The organism is Dyadobacter tibetensis Y620-1, from assembly GCF_000566685.1.
Classification (GTDB): Bacteria; Bacteroidota; Bacteroidia; order Cytophagales; family Spirosomataceae; genus Dyadobacter; species Dyadobacter tibetensis.
In genome coordinates, this window is sequence record NZ_AZQN01000003.1 from 187,941 (window position 1) to 210,865 (window position 22,925).

Below are 22,925 nucleotides of genomic sequence, written 5' to 3' on the forward strand. Positions count from 1 at the left end.
CAAGACCCATGATATATCCCATCGTTGCCTTCGGCGACCCGATTCTAAGAAAAGAAACACGATTTATTGAACAGGGAGAGTTCGACTTGAAGGAAATTTCCGATAATATGTTCGAGACCATGTACAATGCCAGCGGAGTGGGCCTGGCCTCACCTCAGGTAGGCATGAATATCCGTTTGTTTGTCGTGGATGGTACTCCTTTTAGTGAGGCCGACGAAGACGATGAAGATGATGAGCCCGACTTGTCTCTTGCCGACTTTAAAAAAGTGTTTGTAAATCCTGAAATCCTAGAACAAGATGGTGAAGAATGGGGTTTTGAGGAAGGATGTTTGAGCATACCAGGCATTCGTGGTGAAGTATTTAGGCCTGAAAGAGTCAAAATTAAATACCGTGATTTGGAATGGAACGAATATATCGAAGAATATGAAGGGCTGGCAGCACGCATCATTCAGCATGAGTACGACCACCTGCTTGGCAAACTCTTTGTAGATTATTTGCCTACCCTTAAGAAACAGTTTATCAAGAAAAAACTCTCTGATATATCGAAAGGCAAAGTGGATTCGGACTACCGGATGAAATTTGCCTCGAGGAGATAGTGATTAATTCCCCCAAGTACATACGATCAACGCCGGTATATCCGGCGTTTTTTTTAACAACTAAACCCTTATACTATGAATTCAGCAGCCTCACCGGAAATGACTGTCGCCTTGGTACAGACAGACCTTTACTGGGAAAATGTGCAGGCCAACCTAGCTTCTCTGGAGGAGAAAATTGCGGAAATTGAGGGGAAATTCGACCTATTGCTACTTCCTGAGATGTTCAATACCGGTTTCACCATGGATACCCGTTTTGCCGAACCGATGAACTTTACCAGCACCCGTTGGCTCAGGCAAATGGCTCAGCGCACTCAGGCACTGATCATAGGGAGTGTGTCCATTTCGGAAGGAGGGAACTTTTATAATAGAATTTTTTGCGTCTTCCCCGACGGAAGTATCGAGACCTCCGATAAACGGCACCTGTTTCGTATGGGGAAAGAACATGAAAATTTCACCCCAGGAAATGAGCGCTTGATGGTAAATTGGAAGGGCTGGAAAATTTCCCCTTTAGTATGTTATGATCTTCGTTTCCCAGTATGGAGCAGGAATATTCCCGACGACCCCTTCGATTTATTGGTTTATGTAGCCAACTGGCCTGCTGCCCGAGCAGCAGCTTGGCGTAACTTACTCGTAGCTAGAGCTATCGAAAACCAGTGTTATGTAGCAGGAGTCAATAGGATAGGGGAAGATGGACACGGAGTAGGGCATCAGGGCGATTCCATCCTTATTGACTTCGATGGTAAAGTCATAAAGGATCTGGAAGATCAGAACAAAACAGCCCTGGGCAAAATTACAAAGGCACCCCTCCAGGAAATTCGTTCGAGCTTTCCTGTTTTAAAAGATGCGGATTCTTTTCAATTAGATTAAGCCATTGAGCTTATTCAATCACTTTAGGAACCATCATATAGGTATCCGTTTTCGATGGAGCATTCTGTAAGGCCTCTTTTCGGCTCAGGGTGTTGAGGGCCACATCCTCTCGCCACCGGTTCGATTCTCCGGTAATATGAGTAAGTGGAGCAATGCCGGTGGTGTCCACCTCGTTAAGCTGTTCCATCCATGATAACACATTCTCCAGGCTTGACATAAGGGCTTGCTGCTCCTCGGGTTTTATTTCTAGGCGGGCCAGATGGGCGATTTTGTTCAGGGTTTCCGAGTCGATGTTCATAGTATTATTATTTTGTTATATATCTCAGAAATATTACGATTCCATCAAAATTACCACATAATTTGCAATTTCAAATACCTTCAGGGCCTTGCGTAAAGGACTGCTATTGCTCGAGAGTAATATTTTTGAGGCGATAAGCCCTGACGGCCAAATCAAAAGAAAGTTATTATTAAAAGTAGTTCTATTAAAATTGGGTCTTTATGACACAATGCTTAGATTTGATGTTTGACATGATGGAAGTAAAATTCAGCTGGCAATAAATATATACAATAATACAATTATAAGAAAATTTCATAAAAGGGTAAAATATCTGGTACTTAGTAAATTAGGCCTCCTTTTTTTTGATTATCACGTATTGTTCCAAATGAGAAAAGTTCTATTTCAAATTTATTTAAGTAAATATTTATTAAAATTTCTTGTAAAACCCTTGCATTTATTTAAAAGGAAAAGCCATACTTTTGTAGGATAGGTAAATACATAACCCAAATCAAAATATTATTTTCTAAAACTCTATTTTAACCAAAACTTTTATTTATTTCACAACCAAAATCTCAATTTAACCTTTAAAAGTAAGTCTGATGGAAAAGAAAGCAACAAACCCGGCACCAGCTCCAAAGCCTGCTGCGGCAGCAACAAAAGGCAAAGGCGGACTCAATCCGGCGTTAGTAATCCCTGTTTTATTTGTTATTGCATTAAGTGTATTTATTTTTATCCTGGGAGATGCTTCCCACTTTAAAGATGGCGATCACGCCAAAGGTCCTATCGATGGTGATTACTACGGAATCGTTTATAAGGGAGGGCCTATCGTACCGATCTTGATGACCTGTTTCTTAATTGTAATCGTATTTACAATTGAGCGTATGATTACCCTAGCCAAAGCAAACGGAAGTGGAAGCATCGATAACTTCGTTCGTAAGATTCGTGCCCTGCTTGACAAGAACCAAATCGAAGAGGCTATCAAAGAATGTGACAGACAAAAAGGATCTGTTGGGAACGTTATCAAGGCGGGTCTTTTGAAGTACAAACAATTGACTACCGAAACTGAATTGGATAAGGAGCAAAAACTTGCAGCTCTTCAGAAAGAAATTGAAGAAGCAACAACTTTGGAACTTCCTATGCTTCAGAAAAACCTGACCATTATCTCTACCTTGGCAGCTGCTGCGACTCTTATCGCCCTTCTAGGAACGGTAATCGGTATGATCAAGGCCTTCGCCGCTTTGGGTACTTCTGGTTCTCCTGACTCAGCTGCACTTGCAACAGGTATCTCTGAGGCCCTTATTAACACGGCACTTGGTATTGGTACCTCTGCTATCGCAACCATTTCTTACGCCTATTTGAATAGCCGTGTTGACGACCTTACTTACAGCATCGATGAAATTGGCTTGAGCCTTCAATCAAATTTTGCTGAGCACTATTAATAGTTTGAAACTATTTATGTGTAAGTTTCGTTAATATCTAAAATAATTATATATTTGCTATGGGAAAAGTAAGACCTAAGAAGCACGCGCCATATACCGATATGACGGCGATGACGGATGTAGGGTTCTTACTTCTGACCTTCTTTATCATGACCGCGACCTTTAAGACGAATGAAGCGGAGATTAACACTCCAACTTCGATTTCGCAGATCAAGGTACCCGATGATAAGATTATGGTCATAAGTATAGACAATGCAGGTAAAGTCTTTTTTGGCGTGGATGCTCAGCCGGTTCGTGTGGCAATGCTTGACAACATTGCTCAGACTAAAGGAGTGACCTTTACCGATTTGGAGAAAACGAAGTTTGCCCTCCAAACCAGTTTTGGCTTTCCATTGAACCAATTGAAAGCATGGCTGAATATGAGCAAAGACCAAATGGGTGCTGTAAAACAGCCTGGGATTCCTGTGGATTCTACAGGAACGAGTGAACTAGCGGATTGGGTATATGCAGCTCGTAAGGCTGACCCTGGTTTGAGAATCGCCCTGAAGGGGGATAATTTGGCGAAGTTTCCGGTATTCAAGGATGTGCTTTCGAATCTGCAATCGCAGAACATCAATAAGTTTAACTTGATTACGGGAAGTGAAGCAGCGCCTGCAGGCTATGCTTCAGAAGAGGCCACCGAGGAATAAATTGTTAATCATTAACTAAGAGTAAACATGGCAGCAATTGAAGAAAGCGGTGGTGGCGGTGGTAAGGAAGATGGTAAAGTAAGGGCCAAAAAACATTCGACCCGGGTCGATATGACACCCATGGTGGATTTGGCTTTCTTGCTAATTACTTTCTTCATGCTGGCGACGACTATGTCCAAGCCCACCTCCATGACGCTTGCCGTACCCGATAAAAACGACGACAAGGAACAGGCACAAACCGAACCATTAAAGGCTTCCAAAGTTTTGACCCTGTTTTTGGGTGGGGACGATGAAGTATACTACCTGGACGGAATTGCATCCGATGATGACGATGCGAAAGCCAAGCTTGGAACCACTCGTTACGGCTACGATCTGCGCACTGTGATTTTTAATTCACAGAAGAGGATCAACGCCGCTAACCCCAAGGATGAAAAAGGAAATGAAGCTTTTGTAGTAGTAATTAAGCCTACAGTAGCCTCTACCTACAAAAATCTGGTGGACGTGTTGGACGAGATGGCGATTACCAAATCAAAACGTTATGCTTTGGTAGACAATCTGACCGATTCAGAAAAAGAAGTATTGGGAGATAAGATTGAAGCTCCCTAAAAGTAATTGAATATTAAACCTAATAATTTAAACGCCATGGCAGAATTAGGCCCGAATGCGACACTAGACGACATAGTGTTTGCTGATCGAAATAAGGCGTATGGTGCGTTTTCACTCCGTAAGGGATACCGATCGGATGTCACAAAGGCTACCGTTTTAGGTGCAGCACTATTCCTTTTGGGCATGTTTGCCCCGACGATTATTGATAGTCTGTCGAAAGAAAAGGAAGAAGAAGCACCGATGGTTGAAGTCGATTTGATGAAAATACCACCACCGCCGATTGACCCAGCGGAACCGCCACCGCCACCACCGCCGCCAGTAGAGCAGCCGAAGGTGAATACGGTGAAGTTCCTGCCTCCTGAAGTTAAAAAGGATGAAGAGGTACCTATCGAAACTCCACCTCCAACCGTAGAGGAAATCAAGGAAGCAGTAGTTGCCAATGAAACAGTAAAGGGTGATCCTAATGCCAACCAGCTGATTATAGCTCCGGAGGCAGTAGCCGCTCCAAGCAAAGGTACCGTGGTGGAAGCCGCTCCTGAGCCTGAGAAAATCTTTACAGTCGTTGAGCAGCAACCTGAATTCCCAGGTGGTACTTCGGAAATGTACAAGTTCTTGAGTAAGAATATCAAGTATCCAAGTGCAGCCTCTCGTGCCAACGTATCCGGACGTGTTTTCTTGTCCTTCGTTGTAAACGTAGATGGTAGTATTCAAGACGTTTCCGTATTGAAAGGATTGGGCTTCGGCTGTGACGAGGAAGCCATGAGGGTGGTAAAGGCCATGCCGAAATGGAAGCCTGGAAAGCAATCGGGCCGGGCTGTACGTGTGAAGTACAACTTGCCTATCAACTTCCAGCTTGAGTAATCATGTCGGAAAGACCATTACATGAGAAGATCACTGATCTGGCCTCTGTGTTGATGGCATTAACATATGCGGGAGGAGGGATCTACTTGATCTTCTCCTCCTTGTCTTTTAGCTTAATGCCAGTCGGAAGTCCGGCACGATATGGATTTGCTGGCATACTTATTGCTTATGGAGCCTTGAGGGCCTATAGGACTTGGAGAAAATATAAGGCTTAGCGTAGCAATTCTATGAATAAAATTAGTAGGACTTTATGGGTAGGGCTGACGGGTATGTTACTCGCATGTGGTAATGACCGGACGCATCTGGATAATCCTACAAGTGGGGAGATAACTATTGCGTCGGACGAATCCTTTAAACCGCTCGTAGATGCGCTTACCAATGCCTATGAAGGGATTTATCCCAATGCGCATTTCAAGGTAGACTATAAGCCCGAGCAGAATGCGATCCTTCAGCTTTTGCAGGACAGCGCACGTGTGGTTTTCGCCACCCGCAAGCTTAATGACAAAGAGAAGGAAATAATAAAATCTCAAAAGGGTTTTCAAAAAGCTCAGCATATCGCTACTGATGGCCTGGCATTGCTGGTAAGCAAGGCAAATACCGATACACTGATGACACTCTCAGAGGTGAAAAGTATTTTCGAAGGAAAAATCAAGAGTTGGGAGGAGCTCCAGGATGGTAATACTACTGGCCTCATTACCCTTGTTTTTGATAATATCAATGCCAGTAACCTGAACTTCGTTATGAACAAGTTCAACCTGAAGTCCATCGACCATCTTCGTGTGCTCTCGGCGGGTTCTAATGAGAAAGTGATTGAGTTGGTACGACAGAATCCTAAGTACCTGGGTTTTATAGGTGTCAACTGGATTAGCGACGGCACGGCCCTGCGTTCGGTAGAGCTCTCCAGGGGCATAAGGGTGCTGGGAATAGCTAAAAACGACCAACCAGCGAAAATTTCAGAGTATATTCAGCCTTTTCAAGGGGGCTTGGAATTTAAACGATACCCCCTGCATCGTGAATTGTATTTGATTAGTAGAGAAGGGTATTCGGGCCTTGGTGGTGGCCTGATGACCTATATAGCCAGGGACGTAGGCGGCCTTATAATCCAGAAAATGGGATTGTTGCCCACTACTCCTTATCCAAGACAATTGGAGATTACCACTGGAAATAATTTTTAGAATTGCTTGCACAATTTATTACATTTGGAATTTGTTATTGAATAACCAAATTTTTTATCATTAAATTAACCGGGTAAAAAATGTACAAAAAGATGAAAAGTAAATTAATTTTAGTAGCCCTGGGGGTTATGTCCTTTCTGGGAGTGCACGCACAATCTGTTCAGGATGGAGTTGCATTACTTCATGGTGAGAAAGAGAAGGAGGCGGGAGAAGTGTTTAAAAAACTGGCAGCAGATGGCTCATCAGCAGACAATCAGTTTTACCTAGGTTATTACTTCGTAAAGACCAATCAGCTGGACGAAGCTAAAAAAGCCTTCGATAAGGGTCTGGAAATGGACTCAAAATCGTATCTTAATATGGTAGGTCAAGGTATGGTGGCGCTTGGTAAAGGCGATAAAGCCGCTGCTAAGGAGCTTTTTGACCTGGCTGAAAAGAAGAAAAAGAAGGATGCAGAAGTACTTTACCGGATTGGTGAGGCTTACACGTTATTTGAGAAAAATAGTGATCCAGCTGAAGCTATTCGTTTATTAGACGAAGCCGTAAAACGTGATAATTCTTTGGCAGATGCTTACCTGGTAAAGGGTGATGCTCTTATGATGCGTAATGAAGGTGGAGCTGCTGTTACTGCTTATGAGTATGCACTTACAGCGAAACCCAATTACGCTGTAGCCCATAATCGTATTGGACAGGTATACCTTCGCGGTAAGAATTACAACCTAGCCCTAGAAAACTATAAGAAGGCAATTGAAGCCAACCCTGACTTCGCTCCTGCCTACAAAGATCTGGCCGAGTTGTTCTTCCTTGCACAACAGTACAAAAAAGCGGCTGAGAACTTCGATTTGTACCTTACCAAGAGTGGCAACACCAGCGTAGATATGCAAATGAGAGCTTCTAAGTTCGCCTTTACAGCTGATGATTATTCGAAATCCATTCAGCTATTAGACGATTTGAAAGGTCGTACGGATGATCCTATCATGAAGCGTATGTATGGATGGTCTTATTTTAAGACTAATGAGCCTGAGAAGGCCATTGAAAACCTTGAAGAATTCATCAAAATAGCTCCGGATAAGGTAATTGCTGATGACTATAAATATCTTGGTCGCGCTTATAATTTGACAGAGACCGAAGGAAAAGGTTATGATTCACTTGGTGTGGTGTATATGCTGAAAGGCGCCGATATTGATACGAGTTCGGCCGATGCTGCTGCTACCTATAAGGAGGTTGCTGCTCTATATTACGGTGCAAAAGACTTCAAGAAGGCAGCCCCTGCCTACAAGAAGGGAATTGAGCTGGATACTACTAAAGCCACTCCCAATGACCTTTTTTATCTAGGTCTTTCGTATTTCCAGCAGGCCACTAACGTGGTAATCCCTGCAGGATCTATGGACAGCGCAGCCATTGCTCAGCGTAAAAAGGAGCTTTACCTATCGGCAGACTCTAGCTTCCAGGTTGTAACTACTAAGACGCCAGACTGGCCATTCGCTTACTACTGGAGAGCAAGCTCATTGTATAATGCATACGATCGTCAGGAAAATATCGATAAAGGTATTTCAGCGCCCTACTACGAGAAATTGGTAGAACTGGCCGAAAAGGATGAAGATCCTTCTAAGTATAACAGTTATCTGAAGCTGGCTTACGGTTATTTGGCCTTTTATTACCAGACGACCTTGAACGATCCTGCAAAGTCGAAAGCCACCTGGGAAAAGCTATTGGCTATAGATCCGGGGAATGTAAATGCAAAAGAAGCACTTGGAATGACGGCTGATAGCACTGCTACTACCGCAACCAAAAATAAATAATACCCCAGGGTAATTTACAACGAGAGGCCCCTTGGATACTTCCAAGGGGCCTCTCGTTATTTAAAGATAAGTAACCATCTAGGTTAGTGTAAAACAGCTGTTGAGTACCGGAAGGTGGACGGCACTGTAGTTTTCATAACACCATAATCTAAGTCTTTTTACTTCGGCAGGCATCAGCATTCTGATGGCCTTGCGTAACTCCTTCTCAAACAACCTACGATCAAAACTTACCTTTTGCAGAATAATTTTAATGTATTCAAGCATGGAGGCCATTGTTTTTATAGTTTTGTGGTTTAGGGATGAAACAAATCGACTCTTAATAAACTCTTAGAAAGCGTTAAATCGTATTGATCCATTCAATAATATAAATTTAACGAAATAATTTGATGAAAGTATATATTTTAGCCGGTATTATTTCTTTCTTTTTTTGTACTATTCGGGCTCAGCCGGAAAGAATTGATGCAAAAATTATTTTCAGTGGTAAGCTGATCAAACTGTCGGAGCCCTTAACGATCTCCGTGGTGCTTACAGACTCTGAAAAGCGGCCTTCTATTGCATTTCCCGATATAGATGGGTTGGAGAAAAGAAGTACTTCCGCTACCAGTTCTTATCAAACGGTGGATGGTGTAAAATTGGTAGTCCAGAAAATTAGTCAGGAGTATTATGCCAGTAAAGCAGGACGTTACGTTATTCCATCTTTCGACCTGCAAGTGCTGGGAACCCGGCTTCACTCTGGGGAGACTTCTGTAACATTTTCCGAAAACGAAAATGCGGCAGGAGTCGTGATGCCCGATAAGCTATTACCGGCCGATGAGCGGGCAGGCGACCAGGTATTTTTTGCCATACGGGCCGACAAAAGTTCGGTATATATTCGGGAAGGATTTAGTTTGGGGATATCATTATATATAGCTGAAGATGCTCCCATAGAAATGGAATTTTATCAGTTTAATGAGCAGCTTCAGGCGATTCTTGCCAAGGTAAGGCCTCTGGGATGTTGGGAGGAAAATACGGGGATAGAAGAAATAGTAAAAAGGAGGGTAAAGATTAGGCAAAGAAATTATAATGAGTATCAGATGTATCGAGCGCATTTCTTCCCTCTCAAATTAGAGAATATCCGTATTCCCTCAGTAGCGCTTAGTATGCTGGTGGTAGATAGGCAGGGCACCGTCAATACAGAAAAGAAGATTATTGAGAAGTTTTATTCTAAAGCTTTTAATATAGAAGTGAAACCCCTGCCTCCGCATCCGCTGCGAGACCAGGTAGCTGTGGGAGAGTATCAATTGCGGGAACAGCTCTCGAGCGAAGAAGTCTTTCCTGGAGAGAGTGTCCGATATCAATTTAAAATTGTAGGGAAAGGTAATATAGTGGGGATTCCTGCCCCAGATATTTTGCCTAATGCTGCATTCGACTTTTATCCTCCTGAATTAAGTCAGGTTGTAAGCCGCACGGCCCAAACCGTTTCTGGAGAAAAAGGATTTGAATATTTTGTGGTACCCCGCAAAGACGGGACATTTCCCTTTAGCCGTTACTTTCAATGGGTCTATTTCGATACCCGTGCAGCGCGGTATGACACGCTCCGTTCTAGTAAAATAGTACAGGTAAAGGGTGAGGATTATTCCTTAGGTAATCTATCTTTGGGAAGTTCGAACGGGCTCTATGACTCCATAGAATCCCGGGACAGTAGTCAGACATTTATAAATTATTCTCAAATAGTAAAAATCCTTTCCAATCTGGTCGTAATTTTATTGCTGGTAGTAATGGTTTGGGTTTTCAGAAAATAAATACAATGGGTAGTACATTCGGAAAGATATTTAATATTTCAACCTTTGGAGAGTCACATGGTTCGGGCATTGGGGTCGTTATTGATGGCTGCCCGGCGGGTGTAGACTTCGATTCAGATTTTATTCAAAGTGAGCTAACCAGGCGCAAGCCGGGGCAGTCGCGGATTACCACCCAGCGGAAGGAAGCAGATGAGTTTGAGGTGCTCTCAGGTGTGTTTGAAGGTAAAACCACCGGCACGCCTATCGCCCTGCTTATACGGAACCAGGATCAGCGTAGCAAGGACTATTCTCATATATCGGCACAGTTCCGGCCTTCGCATGCTGATTATACCTATCAAGAGAAATATGGAGTCCGGGATTACCGGGGGGGAGGGCGCAGCTCGGCCCGCGAAACAGCCGCCAGGGTAGCGGCAGGTGCTATTGCCAAAACCTTGTTAAAAGGAATGGGCGTGAATATTCAAGCTTATGTGTCCCAGGTAGGGACCCTGAAATTGGAAAAGCCCTATACCGAGTTAGACCTAAGCCTGACAGAGGGAAACGCAGTTCGGTGCCCAGATCCCGCAATGGCCAGCCAAATGTTTGATTATATTGACCAGATACGCAAACAAGGAGATTCAATAGGTGGTGTAGTGAATTGCGTCGTTACCGGAACACCCGCAGGTTGGGGCGAGCCCGTTTTCGACAAACTTCATGCAGAGCTTGGAAAAGGTATGCTGAGCATCAATGCCGTTAAGGGGTTCGAATATGGTTCAGGCTTCGAAGGTGTGGCCATGTTAGGTTCGGCCCATAACGATGCCTTTTTTGTCGATGATGCCGGTGCTGTACGTACGAGAAGCAATCATTCCGGTGGTATTCAAGGAGGAATCTCCAATGGGGCTGATATCTATTTCAAAGTAGCCTTCAAGCCTGTAGCTACCATTATGCAGGACCAGGAGAGTGTGGATCAGCATGGAGACATTGCCGTCGTTCAAGGAAAAGGTAGGCACGATCCCTGTGTGGTGCCTCGTGCCGTTCCTATCGTTGAGGCCATGGCGGCCTTAGTCCTTGCTGATTTTTATTTGCGAAACCTGAGTGCTAAGGCTCCCGTTATTTCTTAGTCATTTGTTCCGACGGCGACGGTGATTAAGGCTCAAAACCACACAGATGCTGCCTATAAAAGCGAGCGCTAGCCCCCCGAAGATTACGGGATTTCCTATTGACTCACTTTTCATATTAAAAACTACGCCAATAATGACCACCATTAAACCTGCAATAAGTAGGGTGATGGAATTACCAAAATTAAAATTCACGAATTTAGTGATAGGATGATTATAAAGTGAAGGTAACAAAAAAACGGAAGAGCAATTTGCTCCTCCGTTTTTTTGTTATTGAGCAAAAATCTAGATTACCTGAGTTTTTCCAGGAATCGCAACCGGATAAAATCCATCTGCATCGGGTAAAACCTTAGGCTTAGCATCCCATGCTAACGTCTCCGGGAATAAATTAATTTTTGAATTTAATGCCTCTTCCCATTTGATAAGCTTACCAGAATAGGTGGCCATACGTCCCATCAGTGCGGTCATCGTACTTTTGGCAGCGTTCTCGGCGTCCGAAAATTTAAATTCTCCTTTGGCAATCGCAGCGAATAGCTCATCATGCTCTACCTGATAAGGATTTTTATCGTTTTGGCCATTATGGCTGTAAATGGCATTCCCTTTGTAATCCTTTAGAATGGTCTTCTTACCATCGAAGCTGTCGATACGACCTTTGGTGCCGACAAATGCCTCGTCTACGCGGTTCCAAGTACCCTGAAACTGTCGGCACTGGCTGGAAATTACGGTACCATCGTCGTAAACCATGTCCAGGATATGGTGGTCATAAATTTCACCATATTCTTTTCCATCGCGCACCTGGCGACCTCCGGTGCCCTGAACTTCCACCGGGTAGCTTCCTTTTACCCAATTGGCCACATCAATATTGTGTACATGTTGTTCCAAAATATGGTCCCCACATAGCCAGTTGAAGTAATACCAGTTTCTCATTTGATATTCCATCTCGGTATATTCTGGCTTGCGCTCACGTACCCAAGGGCTACTTCCTACCCAGTAAACCTGCCCTCCTACGATATCACCTATGGCACCGTCCTGGATTCGGCGAATGGCCTCGCGGTAATTGGCCTGGTAATGACGTTGTAACCCAACTACCACGTTCAGCTTCTTACGCTTGGCTTCCTGAGCAACTTCCAGGACCTTACGAATCCCAGGAGCATCGGTAGCTACAGGCTTCTCCATAAAGACTTGTTTGTTATTCTTGACAGCTTCTTCGAAGTGCCAGGGGCGAAAGCCAGGAGGAGTGGCTAAAATGACCACATCTACCTCTTTAAGGGCAATGGCTTTTTTGTAGGCATCGAAACCGACAAATTTGTTGTGGTCAGGAACGTTTACTTTTGTTTTAATATCAACCTCTTTACCCGCCGCATCTTTGTATTTTTTGGCCGTGAGGTTTTGATATGAATTGTCAAGACGATCTTGGAAGGCGTCGGCCATGGCTACCACCTGCACGTTTTGGGCCGTACTAAGAGCCTGGGCAGCAGCGCCAGTTCCGCGACCCCCGCAGCCAATCAGGGCTACACGAATTACGTCGTCAACAGAGCTATTATAGGCTTTACCCGTAATGGGGTTCAACATAGCGCCCCCGGCGATGACTCCCGTGGCTTTCAAAAAGTCTCTTCTGTTCTGATTCATGATAGTTAAGGTTAGTGATTTTGGTTAGATCAATAGTCTTCAATCAAAGGTGGATTGTAGTACGCTTCGATTTCTTCCTTAGAAGGCGTCTTTAGGGGGCGAACTACTCTAAATCCTACAAAAGAAGCACTAGTCATCCACCATTCACTTTTTGGCAATTGTGGATCAAGAATTTTCCACTCGGGCTTGGAAGCCGTTCGGGCAGCACTTCTTAGATTTTCTGCATCGTCGTCCCAGGAGCCACCACGTACTGCAGTAGGGTAAAGCTCTGTTACAGGAGCAAACTTCTCGCCAGCAGGTTTTTTACTGTAATAGTCGGGCAGGTATTGGTCTAAAGTCCATTCCATTACGTTACCGTGCATGTCGTGCAGTCCCCAGGCATTGGGCTTTTTAAGACCAATGTTTTTGTAGGAACCATCGCTGTTTTTACTATACCAGGCATATTCGTCCAATTTGGCGGGATCGTTGCCGAAAGAATAAGCAGTCTGGCTTCCAGCGCGGCAGGCGTATTCCCATTCAGCCTCGGTAGGTAGGCGATAGAAGATGCCAGTCTTATCGTATAACCACTTACAGAAGTATATGGCCGCATACTGAGTCATGTTAATAGCTGGATATTTCTCGCGGCCCATTCCGAAAGACATATCTACATAAGGGGGGCTTGGACGGGTACTGGCATCTGTTTTTACGACACTCTTCTCAGGATCAGGATGACGTGCCGCCATTTCTTTCTCCATGTTTTTGAAAGAATAAAGATCGTAGATGTCCCAGGAAACCTCATATTTGCCCATCCAGAAAGGTTCTATTTTAACCTTATGCTGTGGGCCTTCGTCGGATTCATGTCCTTTCTCGGTGGCAGGACTTCCCATGATAAACTCGCCGCCTTTGATTGCCACCATGTCATAGACTTGTGGACTACCCCCAATTTTTTGGGTGTAATTTTTAAAGTCTTTGGTTTGGGAAAATGAAAAGGTGCTTAAAAACGTTAAAGGGATTAGGATTAGGATTTTTTTGTACATGATAATTGGATGTGTTCAATATGACGCAACTAACTTAAAATAAGAAACAATATTATCGTTTTTACCTTAGTAAAACGAATTTTTTCTTTGATAACTATCCTACCTTTGCACAAACAGAATCAGATTTTATTACATGAATTATCTTTCAGCAGAAAATATCTCTAAGTCATTTGCCGACAAATGGCTTTTTAAAAATATTAATTTTGGCATCAGTAAAGGGGATAAAGTGGCCTTGATTGGTACCAATGGAACCGGTAAGACGACCTTTCTGAATATCTTGACGGGAAAGCTTCCTGCTTCCGAAGGCTCGGTGAGTGTTCGGAAGAATATCAGGGTAGGGTATCTAGATCAAAGCCCGGCTTTTGATGAAGGTATGGCGGTAATGGATGTTATCTTTTCTTCTTCCAATCCTGTAGCCCAGGTCGTTAAAAAATATGAACAGGCTTTGGAGGCTGATGACCAAGACGCTATGATGGAGCTTATGGAGGATATGGATAGTCTCAACGCCTGGGATTTTGAATCGAGAACCAAAGAAATTTTAGGACGGTTGGGAATTCACCAAACCGAGAGCCTCTATGGAACACTCTCTGGAGGGCAGCGAAAAAGAGTAGCGCTGGCCAAAGTGCTTCTGGAAGAACCAGACTTACTAATCCTAGATGAACCTACCAACCATCTTGATCTGGACACAGTGGAGTGGCTGGAGAATTATTTGAATACGCAGAACACTACTTTATTGGTCGTTACCCACGACCGTTACTTCCTGGATACAGTATGTAACCAGGTCTTTGAATTAGATAACGGTTCCGCCTTTACTTATAAAGGCAACTATTCTTACTTTTTAGAAAAAAAAGCAGAACGGGAAGAAATCGAGGCTGCCGGGATAGATAAGGCTCGTAACCTGATGCGGAAAGAGCTGGACTGGATCCGTAGACAGCCTAAGGCCAGAGGGACAAAGGCCAAATATCGGGTCGACGCCTTCGAAGAGCTAAAGGAAAAAGCCAGTCAAAAGAAAGTAGATACCCAGTTAGAATTGAACGTGCGTACTTCACGATTAGGAAGTAAAATCGTAGAACTTGAACATGTAAGCAAAGGGTTTGGGGATCGTCAATTGATCCGCGATTTTGAATACACTTTCCGCCGCGGCGATCGTATAGGAATAGTAGGAAAGAATGGTATGGGTAAGTCTACCTTACTCAATATGATAATGGGTGAGCTAGAGCCTGATAAGGGGAAGGTAGTAACGGGAGAGACAGTGAACTTTGGTTATTACCGGCAATCGGACATGGTCTTCGATGATAACCAGCGGGTAATCGATGTAGTGAAGGATGTGGCCGAAGTGGTGCGCCTTGGAACCGGTGAAACGGTGACAGTAACGCATATGCTTCAGGCATTTTTATTCACCCCCGAAAAACAGTATGATTTCGTGGCTAAACTTAGTGGGGGGGAAAAGAGAAGGTTGCAGCTCTTACTAATTCTAATGAAAGAGCCCAATTTCCTGATTCTGGATGAGCCAACCAACGATTTAGATATTAGCAGCCTGAACGTAATTGAAGAATTCTTGGCCACATTCCCTGGCTGTCTTATGATCGTTTCTCACGACCGATATTTCTTAGATCGCCTGGTAGAACATATATTCGTTTTCGAAGGTGAGGGCAAAATTAGCGACTTCCCTGGTAATTATACCGAGCTTAGAGACTACCAGGAAGAGACCAAGCAGGAACAAAAAAATGCCCCAATGAAAGAGACGGTAGTGGCCACCCCTGTTGTAGAAGCACCTGCGCCGACAGTTGCCAAAAAGAAGCTTAGCTATAAGGAACAAAAGGAATACGAAGGTTTGGAAGACGAAATGGCTCAGTTGGAAAAGAAGAAGGCTGAGGCTATCGATCGACTTAATAAAGGGGGGAGTCATGAGGAACTTACCCAATGGGCTAAGGAAGTCGAGGAAATCAGTGCAGCCCTGGAGGATAAAGAACTAAGGTGGCTGGAGCTATCGGAAAATGTTTAACTTTGATTTTCTCGGTTCGGAACGCTCCTAAGTAGTACCTAATATTTCTATCATGAATTCGGTAATAGAGTTTTTTCAATATCTGCTCAATTCTGAGGAGCTCATTCGCACGGGCGGCCTCATGGTTATAACGCTTATTGTATTTGCGGAAAATGGATTGTTTTTCGCCTTTTTTCTTCCGGGCGATTATCTGGTTTTTCTTGCTGGAGTTTTTTGTGGAACCGGTATCTTGAAAGTGCCCATTGCTATTTTATTAATATGCATGTTTACTGCAGCCGTGCTTGGCTCATTGGTAGGGTATATCTTTGGCAAATATTTTAGCGGCCTCTTTGAAAACCGTAAAGACTCGTTATTTTTTAAGAAAAAACACCTGGAAACTACAAGGGAATATTTTATACGCTATGGAAGCCGAACACTCATAATCAGCCGGTTTCTCCCTATTGTCAGGACCTTCGCTCCCATATTGGCCGGTCTTGTAAAAATGCAATTCCCTTCTTTCTTGTTCAATAACGTGGCAGGGGCCGCCATCTGGATTGGTTTACTAACGGGGGGGGGCTTTTTGTTTGGAGAGCGTTTCCCCTGGATTGTGGACTATGTACACTATATTATACTGTTCTTCCTGGCCATTACTACCTTCACAGTGGTGAAGGGCTACCTGAACGCTCGTAAAGAAATGAAATGACAAAAAGCCGTTGGAAGGCCTGTTCCGACGGCTTTTTGTTTAATTATCTTCCTTAAACCATCCCGAATAGGTAATGTAATTGTTGGCGGTACGATCAATCGCCTCCTTAAGTTCGGTAGATACATTCTTTAAAAACTTGGCTGGATTCCCTGCGTAGATGGTGCCGGGTGGCACCTTGGTGCCTTGGGTGACAATGGCTCCGGCAGCGATGATGGCCCCGGTCCCGATTACTGCTCCATCCATCACAATAGATCCCATGCCTATCAACACATGGTCTTCGATGGTGCACCCATGCACAATAGCGTTATGAGCAATCGAAACATAATTGCCGATAATGGTAGCATGTCGTTGATAGGTGCAATGTATGACGGCGCCATCCTGAACATTACTGTGGTGTCCGATACGGATGCTGTTGACGTCGCCCCTTACCACGGCATTGAACCATACAGTACAATGCGAACCGAATTCCACGTCGCCCACGATAGTCGCATTCTCGGCTAGCCAGCCCTGTTCTCCAAAAATGGGCGTTTTTCCCCGAACTGATTTGATAAGAGCCATATTTTAAAAGAGTAATGGGTTTTAATGCTATTTATATAGGAAAAATTACAAATAAGGGGCCTTGGACCCGATAAGTTAAAATAAAAATAAATATATTGGGTTTTATTGTAGGAACCGAAACTAAACGAATCGATTGATGCAGCAGGTTAGCAAAGGAAGTTTATTAATCGCCAAGCCCTATCTTGGCGACCCGAATTTTGAACGCAGAGCCGTTCTGATTTGTGAATACACTGCTGACGGTTGTTTTGGTTTCGTCCTCAATCAAATGACGGATGTATTTTTGGGAGATGTAATCGACGAATCCATATATCAGGATGTTCCCCTTTATCTGGGAGGGCCGGTAGAAAAAAACACCTTACATTTTATTCATCGACGCCCCGATCTAATAGACGAAGGAGTAGAAATTATGGAGGGACTACATTGGGGTGGTGATTTCGAGAAAGTAAAAATCATGCTTAATATGAACACTTTATCCCTTTCCGATATCCGTTTTTTTATTGGTTACTCCGGCTGGGGTAGAGGGCAACTCCAGGATGAAATTGAGGCAGAGTCCTGGATTATAACCAAAACTTCTCCTGACTTTCTTTTCGATACGCCAGCGAATAGCTTTTGGAGGGAGGTATTGCGCAATATGGGCGGAGAATATCGTTCTATTGCCCATTACCCTGTCGATCCTCGTCTTAATTAGTACGAGAGAGGCTAATTGGCACGATCCAGACCACTTACCGATTCATAGTCCGATTTGATTCGTCCAACCTCCTTGCTAAGAAAATGTTGTAGTTGCCGATTGAATTCATCTTGCTGCTCTTCCGTCAGACTATTATACAGATCTTTCAATTCCTGATTGATGGCGGCCCGCTCCTTACCGTCCGCAGCATTTATGGAGCGTATATGATATCTTTTAAAATCGAATTCCATGGATTCATGATTAGTTTACCACAAAGTTCGGGGAATATCCGAAGATTTATACATTTAAACAGCATATTTCTTTATATAAAGGGCTTTTCTACTTTTTATCTGCTAGGCTGAACGAGAAGCGTAGGCGCGACGTTATAAATCGATAGAAAGCGTATAATTATGAATCGTACTTTAGTTTTTGTAGTCTTAGGACTGATATTATTGACCATAGACTGGTATGTCTGGACCGGGCTTCGTCTCGCCATTCGCAATCTGTCTACTTCCTGGCAGCGAGGGATTGGAATCGGCTATTGGGTATTTACGGGTCTCACCCTGATGGCTTATCTTGCCATTCAGCTGCTTCCCCCGGATATCTTCAGTAAAAATGTGAGGATATTCGTCATTACATTTATTACCGTACCATATCTTTCTAAACTGCTGGCCGTTGTTATTCTCCTTATAGATGAGCTAAGAAGAACGTTACAATGGGTAATGGGATATATTTTCCCTTCTTCAACGGGAAATGTGGGGGGCGATAATGAAAAGGTAATTCCCCGTTCGGAATTCCTGGCTCAAACGGCTGTGATCGCAGGAGCCGGTTTGATGGGCACTTTCGCATTTGGTATTATCTCCGGTGCTCATGATTACCGGATCCGCCGGGTAAAGGTTAGCCTAAAAAACCTTCCCAAAGCCTTCGATGGAATCAAAATAGCACAATTATCTGATATTCATTCTGGTAGTTTTTTCAATAAGACTGCGGTAAAAGGAGGAATAGAAATGTTGATGAAGGAGAAACCAGACATTGCCTTTTTTACTGGCGATTTGGTGAATGATCGGGCTGAGGAGGTAAAGGAGTATATTCATATTTTTGATAAACTAAAAGCACCCCTAGGCGTTCACTCTACTTTAGGGAATCACGATTATGGAGATTATGTAAAGTGGGGGTCAGATACACAGAAAATAAACAACCTGAACGATCTTAAGAAGGCGCATGGCCTATTAGGTTGGAACCTGATGTTGGATGAAAACCGTGCGATACGTGTCGATGGGGAGGAAATAGGATTGATTGGCATTCAAAACTGGGGCGCCGGAAATTTTGCCAAGTATGGCAACCTGGAAAAGGCGTATGCCGGCAGCGAAGATTTTCCAGTGAAGCTTTTGCTCTCTCATGATCCAAGCCACTGGCGATCGCAAGTCCTTCCCAAATATACTGATATAGACATTGCCTTTGCCGGGCATACCCATGGTATGCAGTTTGGTGTTGAGCTACCAGGAATACAATGGAGTCCAGTGCAATATCGTTACAAAGAATGGGGCGGACTGTATCAGGAGAAAGATCAATATATCTATGTGAATCGTGGATTTGGCTACCTGGGTTATCCGGGGAGGGTAGGCATACTTCCCGAAATAACTATTATGGAGCTCGTAAGGGGATAATTCAATTCCAGTGTTAATATTTTTTAAACTTAAGACATATCAATAATGAAGCAGCTAAAAAAGATTATGATACCTACTTTCACGCTGATTCTATTACTAACCTTTCAGGCTCCAGTATTGGCTACCATCGATAGCCTTCCTGCTCAGTCGGAGCAAACCCTGGGGAAACGTAAAAAATACAAAGGCTACAAAAAGCCCAAGTCTAAAAAATTCTTGGGCATTTTTAAGCGTAAATCTGATTGTGGATGCCCTAATAAATAAGGCTGGTTACCTGCTTTGAATATGCGGCTTTCTATCAATACTATAGACTTTATATTTTTTCATTTATTAAAAGGAGTGAATAATTACTTGTGCACTCCCTAGTAAGCAAAGTAATCCAACTCATAAAGATTTGGTTGCTTTTGCTTACTTTTGTGTTTTCTAACCATCTAATTTCGGCACTGTTAGCCAACCTTAATGAAAATTAATCTTCAGAACCAGGATATCTTCGAAAATCGTCATCATGGAAAAGACGATGAGGAATTAAAAGGCATGTTGGAAGTTATAGGGGTTTCTAGTTTAGACGAGTTAATCGATCAAACTGTTCCCGCGGCGATAAGGCTTCAAAGACCCTTAAACTTGCCAAAACCTAAGACCGAGCAAGCTTTTCTTCAAGGGATAAAAAAAATTGCCAAAAAGAATTTGCCGTTTAAATCCTATATCGGAGCCGGCTATTATGATACGATTACCCCGAATGTTATTCTCAGAAATATTCTGGAAAACCCGGCCTGGTATACTGCGTATACGCCTTACCAGGCAGAGATAGCCCAGGGACGTTTGGAAATGTTGCTCAACTTCCAAACCTTGGTAACCGACCTCACCGGGATGGAAATTGCCAATGGCTCATTATTGGATGAAGCTACTGCTGCAGCGGAGGCCATGACCATGTTTTATGCCTTAAGACCCTCTACAAAGAAAACGGCCAACGTCTTCTTTGTATCTGAGCTATGCCATCCTCATACCATGGACTTAATCCACACCAGGGCTACTCCCGTGGGTATTAGCGTGGTCGTAGGGGATCATAAGACCTTGGATCTGACCGATGAAAATCTATACGGAGTTCTACTTCAGTATCCTGCCGGCAACGGTGAGGTGATCGATTATACAGACTTTATTTCCACTGCTCACGCGTCGAAAGTATTGGTGGCTACAGCCTCCGATTTGTTAGCTCTCGCTTTACTGAAATCGCCGGGAGAGATGGGCGCCGATGCGGTCGTGGGATCCGCCCAGCGCTTCGGGGTACCCATGGGTTATGGTGGCCCTCACGCGGCATTCTTTGCTACCCGTACCGAATATAAGCGCAGTATCCCGGGCCGTATCATCGGCGTGTCGGTGGATGCAGAGGGCAACCGGGCCCTTAGGATGGCCCTGCAAACCCGCGAACAGCATATCCGCAGAGAAAAAGCGACCTCCAATATTTGTACAGCACAAGTCTTGCTGGCAGTAATTGCCGCTGCTTATGCCGTATACCATGGTCCAGAAGGAATTAAAAATATTGCACTTAGAGTACATGGCCTTACCAAACTCTTTGTTGAGACCATTCGGCAGTTTCATTATACGGTTCTAACCGACCAGTATTTCGATACCGTTACCATTCAAACTCCCCTTGGACCCAAGCTCAAAGAGCAGGCCGAAAAATGGGGTGTGAATTTGCGCTATAATGAGGATGGCACCATTGGTGTCTCCATCGATGAGTCTAAAACTTTTCAGGACGTTATCGATCTGTTAAATATTTTTGCAGAGGTTTCGGGCTTCTCCGGAGAAATGGTGATTGACGAATTCGTAGAGGCTAATATTGCCGAGCATTTAATTCGCCGAACAGAGTTTCTAACGCATCCAGTTTTCAATACCCACCATACGGAGCACGAAATGTTGCGGTATCTGAAGATGCTGGAAAATAAGGATCTTTCCCTGGTACATTCCATGATATCCCTAGGTAGTTGTACCATGAAGCTGAATGCAACGGCGGAAATGATTCCTCTAACCTGGCCGGAATTTGGCAATATTCATCCATTTGCCCCAACGGTTCAAGTGGGTGGTTATGCTCAGCTCATCATTGAACTGAATGCATGGCTATGTGAGATAACGGGTTTTGCGGCCATGTCATTCCAGCCTAATTCGGGTGCCCAGGGAGAATATGCCGGCTTAATGGCCATTAGGGCCTATCACCATAGCCGAGGCGATAAGCACCGCGACGTGGCCCTGATTCCTGCCTCTGCGCATGGTACCAACCCTGCTTCGGCTGTAATGGCCGGGATGAAGGTAGTGGTTACTAAATGTGACGAGCGTGGTAATATCGATGTGGCGGATTTGAAGGCTAAATCGGAGCAATATGCCGATCGTCTAGCCTGCCTGATGGTGACCTACCCCTCTACGCACGGGGTATATGAAGAAAGCATCATTGAGATATGCGAATTAATTCACCAACATGGTGGACAGGTCTATATGGATGGTGCGAATATGAATGCCCAGGTAGGACTTACCAGTCCTGCCTCTATCGGTGCTGACGTTTGCCATCTCAATTTGCATAAGACATTCTGTATTCCGCATGGCGGGGGTGGACCAGGCGTTGGCCCTATTGGAGTGGCCGAACATCTGGTGCCTTTCTTGCCAAGCCATGTGAGTTATAATAAGCTACCCGAGCATTTGGAAAACGGAGAAGCAGGAGCCGTATCGGCAGCACCTTATGGCAGCGCAAGCATTCTGACCATTTCCTACGCTTACATCGCAATGATGGGGGCAGAGGGCTTGACCAACGCTACTAAGTTTGCCATTTTGAATGCTAATTATATTAAGGAAAGACTTAGAGATCACTACGACGTACTTTATACCGGAACCAATGGGCGTTGTGCGCACGAAATGATTTTGGATTGCCGTGCTTTCAAAGCTGTAGGTATTGAAGCCGAAGATCTGGCCAAGCGACTGATGGATTATGGCTTCCATTCCCCTACCTTGTCGTTCCCAGTGGCAGGTACCCTGATGATAGAGCCTACAGAGTCGGAGTCGAAGGCGGAATTGGATCGTTTCTGCGATACCATGATTGCCATCCGTAATGAAATAAAAGAGGTGGAAACCGGGGTGGCCGATCGGAAAGATAACGTACTTAAAAATGCCCCCCATACCATGCGCGTTGTGATGGATGAGGCCTGGGCCCGATCATACAGCCGTGAGAAAGCCGTTTTTCCACTACCTCATCTGCGATTCAATAAGTTTTGGCCTAGTGTGAGTAGAGTCGATAGTGCTTTTGGTGATCGGAACCTGATCTGTGCCTGTATACCCGTGGAGGCCTATGCCGATGCGGAGGTATAACAAGCTAAGTGAAAAAAAATTAAACTAAAAAAGAGAGACAAAACCTGGTTTTGTCTCTCTTTTTTAGTTTAATACAATGGTAAGGGACATTATTATATCTCAAGAAGTATTACTTTAGTAGAGCTTGATGAAGAAACTATGCCTATAAGGGCATTGTTAATATAGTGTT

Annotated in this window: 24 protein-coding genes; 17 read left to right on the plus strand and 7 right to left on the minus strand. The window is 44.1% G+C overall.

The features are described from left to right. The first annotated feature begins 8 nt into the window (after nucleotides 1-8). Nucleotides 9-596 (plus strand): peptide deformylase, encoded by a 588-nt coding sequence (gene def / locus X939_RS0107825; RefSeq protein WP_025762705.1) that lies wholly within the window; start codon nucleotides 9-11, stop codon nucleotides 594-596. A 75-nt stretch (nucleotides 597-671) separates the two neighbouring features. Further along, on the plus strand, nucleotides 672-1,463 hold the full coding sequence (locus X939_RS0107830) for an amidohydrolase (protein WP_025762706.1): 792 nt from the start codon (nucleotides 672-674) through the stop codon (nucleotides 1,461-1,463). 10 nt (nucleotides 1,464-1,473) lie between these two features. On the opposite strand, the gene gatC is transcribed toward X939_RS0107830, so the two are convergent. After that, nucleotides 1,474-1,761 (minus strand): Asp-tRNA(Asn)/Glu-tRNA(Gln) amidotransferase subunit GatC, encoded by a 288-nt coding sequence (gene gatC / locus X939_RS0107835; RefSeq protein ID WP_025762707.1) that lies wholly within the window; start codon nucleotides 1,759-1,761, stop codon nucleotides 1,474-1,476. Between the two features lie 578 nt (nucleotides 1,762-2,339). Between gatC and X939_RS0107840 the strand changes: the two genes are divergently transcribed. The 7 genes from X939_RS0107840 to X939_RS0107870 all read left to right on the plus strand — a co-directional run bounded on the left by X939_RS0107840 (nucleotide 2,340) and on the right by X939_RS0107870 (nucleotide 8,309). Continuing rightward, nucleotides 2,340-3,179 (plus strand): MotA/TolQ/ExbB proton channel family protein, encoded by an 840-nt coding sequence (locus tag X939_RS0107840; protein WP_025762708.1) that lies wholly within the window; start codon nucleotides 2,340-2,342, stop codon nucleotides 3,177-3,179. Nucleotides 3,180-3,238: 59 nt separating this feature from the next. Continuing rightward, the gene (locus X939_RS0107845; protein WP_025762709.1) at nucleotides 3,239-3,868 is read left to right on the plus strand and encodes an ExbD/TolR family protein; all 630 of its coding nucleotides are present in this window, start codon (nucleotides 3,239-3,241) and stop codon (nucleotides 3,866-3,868) included. A 27-nt stretch (nucleotides 3,869-3,895) separates the two neighbouring features. Continuing rightward, the gene (locus X939_RS0107850; protein ID WP_025762710.1) at nucleotides 3,896-4,474 is read left to right on the plus strand and encodes an ExbD/TolR family protein; all 579 of its coding nucleotides are present in this window, start codon (nucleotides 3,896-3,898) and stop codon (nucleotides 4,472-4,474) included. Between the two features lie 36 nt (nucleotides 4,475-4,510). Then, nucleotides 4,511-5,335, plus strand: coding sequence for an energy transducer TonB (locus X939_RS0107855; RefSeq protein ID WP_025762711.1), 825 nt, complete (start codon nucleotides 4,511-4,513; stop codon nucleotides 5,333-5,335). 2 nt (nucleotides 5,336-5,337) lie between these two features. After that, nucleotides 5,338-5,550: a hypothetical protein gene (locus X939_RS0107860; protein WP_025762712.1), complete on the plus strand. Its 213-nt coding sequence runs from the start codon at nucleotides 5,338-5,340 to the stop codon at nucleotides 5,548-5,550. Nucleotides 5,551-5,562: 12 nt separating this feature from the next. After that, nucleotides 5,563-6,510 (plus strand): substrate-binding domain-containing protein, encoded by a 948-nt coding sequence (locus X939_RS0107865; RefSeq protein ID WP_198034379.1) that lies wholly within the window; start codon nucleotides 5,563-5,565, stop codon nucleotides 6,508-6,510. Between the two features lie 92 nt (nucleotides 6,511-6,602). Next, nucleotides 6,603-8,309: a tetratricopeptide repeat protein gene (locus X939_RS0107870; RefSeq protein ID WP_052353443.1), complete on the plus strand. Its 1,707-nt coding sequence runs from the start codon at nucleotides 6,603-6,605 to the stop codon at nucleotides 8,307-8,309. Between the two features lie 78 nt (nucleotides 8,310-8,387). Here X939_RS0107870 and X939_RS22190 read toward each other — a convergent pair whose 3' ends face one another. Continuing rightward, nucleotides 8,388-8,582, minus strand: coding sequence for a hypothetical protein (locus X939_RS22190; protein ID WP_044198818.1), 195 nt, complete (start codon nucleotides 8,580-8,582; stop codon nucleotides 8,388-8,390). Nucleotides 8,583-8,695: 113 nt separating this feature from the next. Here X939_RS22190 and X939_RS0107880 point away from each other — a divergent pair, with 113 nt between their 5' ends. Both X939_RS0107880 and aroC read left to right on the plus strand, forming a co-directional pair. Further along, a complete protein-coding gene (locus tag X939_RS0107880) occupies nucleotides 8,696-10,090 on the plus strand; it encodes a BatD family protein (RefSeq protein ID WP_025762715.1) in 1,395 nt (464 codons plus the stop codon). Between the two features lie 5 nt (nucleotides 10,091-10,095). Further along, complete coding sequence (gene aroC / locus X939_RS0107885; protein ID WP_025762716.1) at nucleotides 10,096-11,187, plus strand: chorismate synthase; 1,092 nt, start codon at nucleotides 10,096-10,098, stop codon at nucleotides 11,185-11,187. On the opposite strand, the gene X939_RS0107890 is transcribed toward aroC, so the two are convergent. The 3 genes from X939_RS0107890 to X939_RS0107900 form a co-directional block, all read right to left on the minus strand. After that, the gene (locus X939_RS0107890; RefSeq protein WP_025762717.1) at nucleotides 11,188-11,379 is read right to left on the minus strand and encodes a hypothetical protein; all 192 of its coding nucleotides are present in this window, start codon (nucleotides 11,377-11,379) and stop codon (nucleotides 11,188-11,190) included. It lies immediately after the preceding gene. Nucleotides 11,380-11,469: 90 nt separating this feature from the next. Continuing rightward, on the minus strand, nucleotides 11,470-12,813 hold the full coding sequence (locus tag X939_RS0107895) for a Gfo/Idh/MocA family oxidoreductase (RefSeq protein ID WP_025762718.1): 1,344 nt from the start codon (nucleotides 12,811-12,813) through the stop codon (nucleotides 11,470-11,472). A 29-nt stretch (nucleotides 12,814-12,842) separates the two neighbouring features. Then, nucleotides 12,843-13,829, minus strand: coding sequence for a formylglycine-generating enzyme family protein (locus tag X939_RS0107900; RefSeq protein ID WP_025762719.1), 987 nt, complete (start codon nucleotides 13,827-13,829; stop codon nucleotides 12,843-12,845). Nucleotides 13,830-13,962: 133 nt separating this feature from the next. Between X939_RS0107900 and X939_RS0107905 the strand changes: the two genes are divergently transcribed. Further along, nucleotides 13,963-15,834 carry an ABC-F family ATP-binding cassette domain-containing protein gene (locus tag X939_RS0107905; RefSeq protein WP_025762720.1) on the plus strand — a complete coding sequence of 624 codons (1,872 nt, stop codon included), beginning with the start codon at nucleotides 13,963-13,965 and terminating at the stop codon, nucleotides 15,832-15,834. 52 nt (nucleotides 15,835-15,886) lie between these two features. Beyond that, nucleotides 15,887-16,516, plus strand: a complete 630-nt coding sequence (locus X939_RS0107910) for a DedA family protein (RefSeq protein WP_025762721.1) — start codon at nucleotides 15,887-15,889, stop codon at nucleotides 16,514-16,516. Nucleotides 16,517-16,555: 39 nt separating this feature from the next. Here X939_RS0107910 and X939_RS0107915 read toward each other — a convergent pair whose 3' ends face one another. Beyond that, nucleotides 16,556-17,074 (minus strand): gamma carbonic anhydrase family protein, encoded by a 519-nt coding sequence (locus X939_RS0107915; protein WP_025762722.1) that lies wholly within the window; start codon nucleotides 17,072-17,074, stop codon nucleotides 16,556-16,558. A gap of 136 nt (nucleotides 17,075-17,210) precedes the next feature. Between X939_RS0107915 and X939_RS0107920 the strand changes: the two genes are divergently transcribed. Next, nucleotides 17,211-17,762: a YqgE/AlgH family protein gene (locus tag X939_RS0107920; protein ID WP_025762723.1), complete on the plus strand. Its 552-nt coding sequence runs from the start codon at nucleotides 17,211-17,213 to the stop codon at nucleotides 17,760-17,762. A gap of 11 nt (nucleotides 17,763-17,773) precedes the next feature. Here the strand turns inward: X939_RS0107920 and X939_RS0107925 are convergent, their stop codons facing one another. Continuing rightward, nucleotides 17,774-17,992, minus strand: coding sequence for a hypothetical protein (locus tag X939_RS0107925; protein WP_025762724.1), 219 nt, complete (start codon nucleotides 17,990-17,992; stop codon nucleotides 17,774-17,776). Nucleotides 17,993-18,151: 159 nt separating this feature from the next. On the opposite strand from X939_RS0107925, the gene X939_RS0107930 reads away from it, so the two are divergent. The 3 genes from X939_RS0107930 (at nucleotide 18,152) to gcvP (ending at nucleotide 22,756) form a co-directional block, all read left to right on the plus strand. Next, nucleotides 18,152-19,408 carry a metallophosphoesterase gene (locus X939_RS0107930; RefSeq protein WP_025762725.1) on the plus strand — a complete coding sequence of 419 codons (1,257 nt, stop codon included), beginning with the start codon at nucleotides 18,152-18,154 and terminating at the stop codon, nucleotides 19,406-19,408. 45 nt (nucleotides 19,409-19,453) lie between these two features. Continuing rightward, nucleotides 19,454-19,669, plus strand: a complete 216-nt coding sequence (locus X939_RS0107935) for a hypothetical protein (RefSeq protein ID WP_025762726.1) — start codon at nucleotides 19,454-19,456, stop codon at nucleotides 19,667-19,669. A gap of 195 nt (nucleotides 19,670-19,864) precedes the next feature. After that, nucleotides 19,865-22,756, plus strand: a complete 2,892-nt coding sequence (gcvP, locus tag X939_RS0107940; RefSeq protein ID WP_025762727.1) for an aminomethyl-transferring glycine dehydrogenase — start codon at nucleotides 19,865-19,867, stop codon at nucleotides 22,754-22,756. The last annotated feature ends 169 nt before the right edge of the window (nucleotides 22,757-22,925 follow it).

Coding starts and splice junctions, on each gene's coding strand:
- aroC (WP_025762716.1), top strand. CDS start 10,096: ATGGGTAGTACATTCGGAAAGATATTTAATATTTCAACCTTTGGAGAG.
- X939_RS0107830 (WP_025762706.1), top strand. CDS start 672: ATGAATTCAGCAGCCTCACCGGAAATGACTGTCGCCTTGGTACAGACA.
- gcvP (WP_025762727.1), top strand. CDS start 19,865: ATGAAAATTAATCTTCAGAACCAGGATATCTTCGAAAATCGTCATCAT.
- X939_RS0107900 (WP_025762719.1), bottom strand. CDS start 13,829: ATGTACAAAAAAATCCTAATCCTAATCCCTTTAACGTTTTTAAGCACC.
- X939_RS0107905 (WP_025762720.1), top strand. CDS start 13,963: ATGAATTATCTTTCAGCAGAAAATATCTCTAAGTCATTTGCCGACAAA.
- X939_RS0107865 (WP_198034379.1), top strand. CDS start 5,563: ATGAATAAAATTAGTAGGACTTTATGGGTAGGGCTGACGGGTATGTTA.
- X939_RS0107845 (WP_025762709.1), top strand. CDS start 3,239: ATGGGAAAAGTAAGACCTAAGAAGCACGCGCCATATACCGATATGACG.
- X939_RS0107860 (WP_025762712.1), top strand. CDS start 5,338: ATGTCGGAAAGACCATTACATGAGAAGATCACTGATCTGGCCTCTGTG.
- gatC (WP_025762707.1), bottom strand. CDS start 1,761: ATGAACATCGACTCGGAAACCCTGAACAAAATCGCCCATCTGGCCCGC.
- X939_RS0107880 (WP_025762715.1), top strand. CDS start 8,696: ATGAAAGTATATATTTTAGCCGGTATTATTTCTTTCTTTTTTTGTACT.
- X939_RS0107850 (WP_025762710.1), top strand. CDS start 3,896: ATGGCAGCAATTGAAGAAAGCGGTGGTGGCGGTGGTAAGGAAGATGGT.
- X939_RS0107915 (WP_025762722.1), bottom strand. CDS start 17,074: ATGGCTCTTATCAAATCAGTTCGGGGAAAAACGCCCATTTTTGGAGAA.
- X939_RS22190 (WP_044198818.1), bottom strand. CDS start 8,582: ATGGCCTCCATGCTTGAATACATTAAAATTATTCTGCAAAAGGTAAGT.
- X939_RS0107910 (WP_025762721.1), top strand. CDS start 15,887: ATGAATTCGGTAATAGAGTTTTTTCAATATCTGCTCAATTCTGAGGAG.
- X939_RS0107855 (WP_025762711.1), top strand. CDS start 4,511: ATGGCAGAATTAGGCCCGAATGCGACACTAGACGACATAGTGTTTGCT.
- X939_RS0107870 (WP_052353443.1), top strand. CDS start 6,603: ATGAAAAGTAAATTAATTTTAGTAGCCCTGGGGGTTATGTCCTTTCTG.
- X939_RS0107895 (WP_025762718.1), bottom strand. CDS start 12,813: ATGAATCAGAACAGAAGAGACTTTTTGAAAGCCACGGGAGTCATCGCC.
- X939_RS0107925 (WP_025762724.1), bottom strand. CDS start 17,992: ATGGAATTCGATTTTAAAAGATATCATATACGCTCCATAAATGCTGCG.
- X939_RS0107935 (WP_025762726.1), top strand. CDS start 19,454: ATGAAGCAGCTAAAAAAGATTATGATACCTACTTTCACGCTGATTCTA.
- X939_RS0107920 (WP_025762723.1), top strand. CDS start 17,211: ATGCAGCAGGTTAGCAAAGGAAGTTTATTAATCGCCAAGCCCTATCTT.
- X939_RS0107930 (WP_025762725.1), top strand. CDS start 18,152: ATGAATCGTACTTTAGTTTTTGTAGTCTTAGGACTGATATTATTGACC.
- X939_RS0107840 (WP_025762708.1), top strand. CDS start 2,340: ATGGAAAAGAAAGCAACAAACCCGGCACCAGCTCCAAAGCCTGCTGCG.
- def (WP_025762705.1), top strand. CDS start 9: ATGATATATCCCATCGTTGCCTTCGGCGACCCGATTCTAAGAAAAGAA.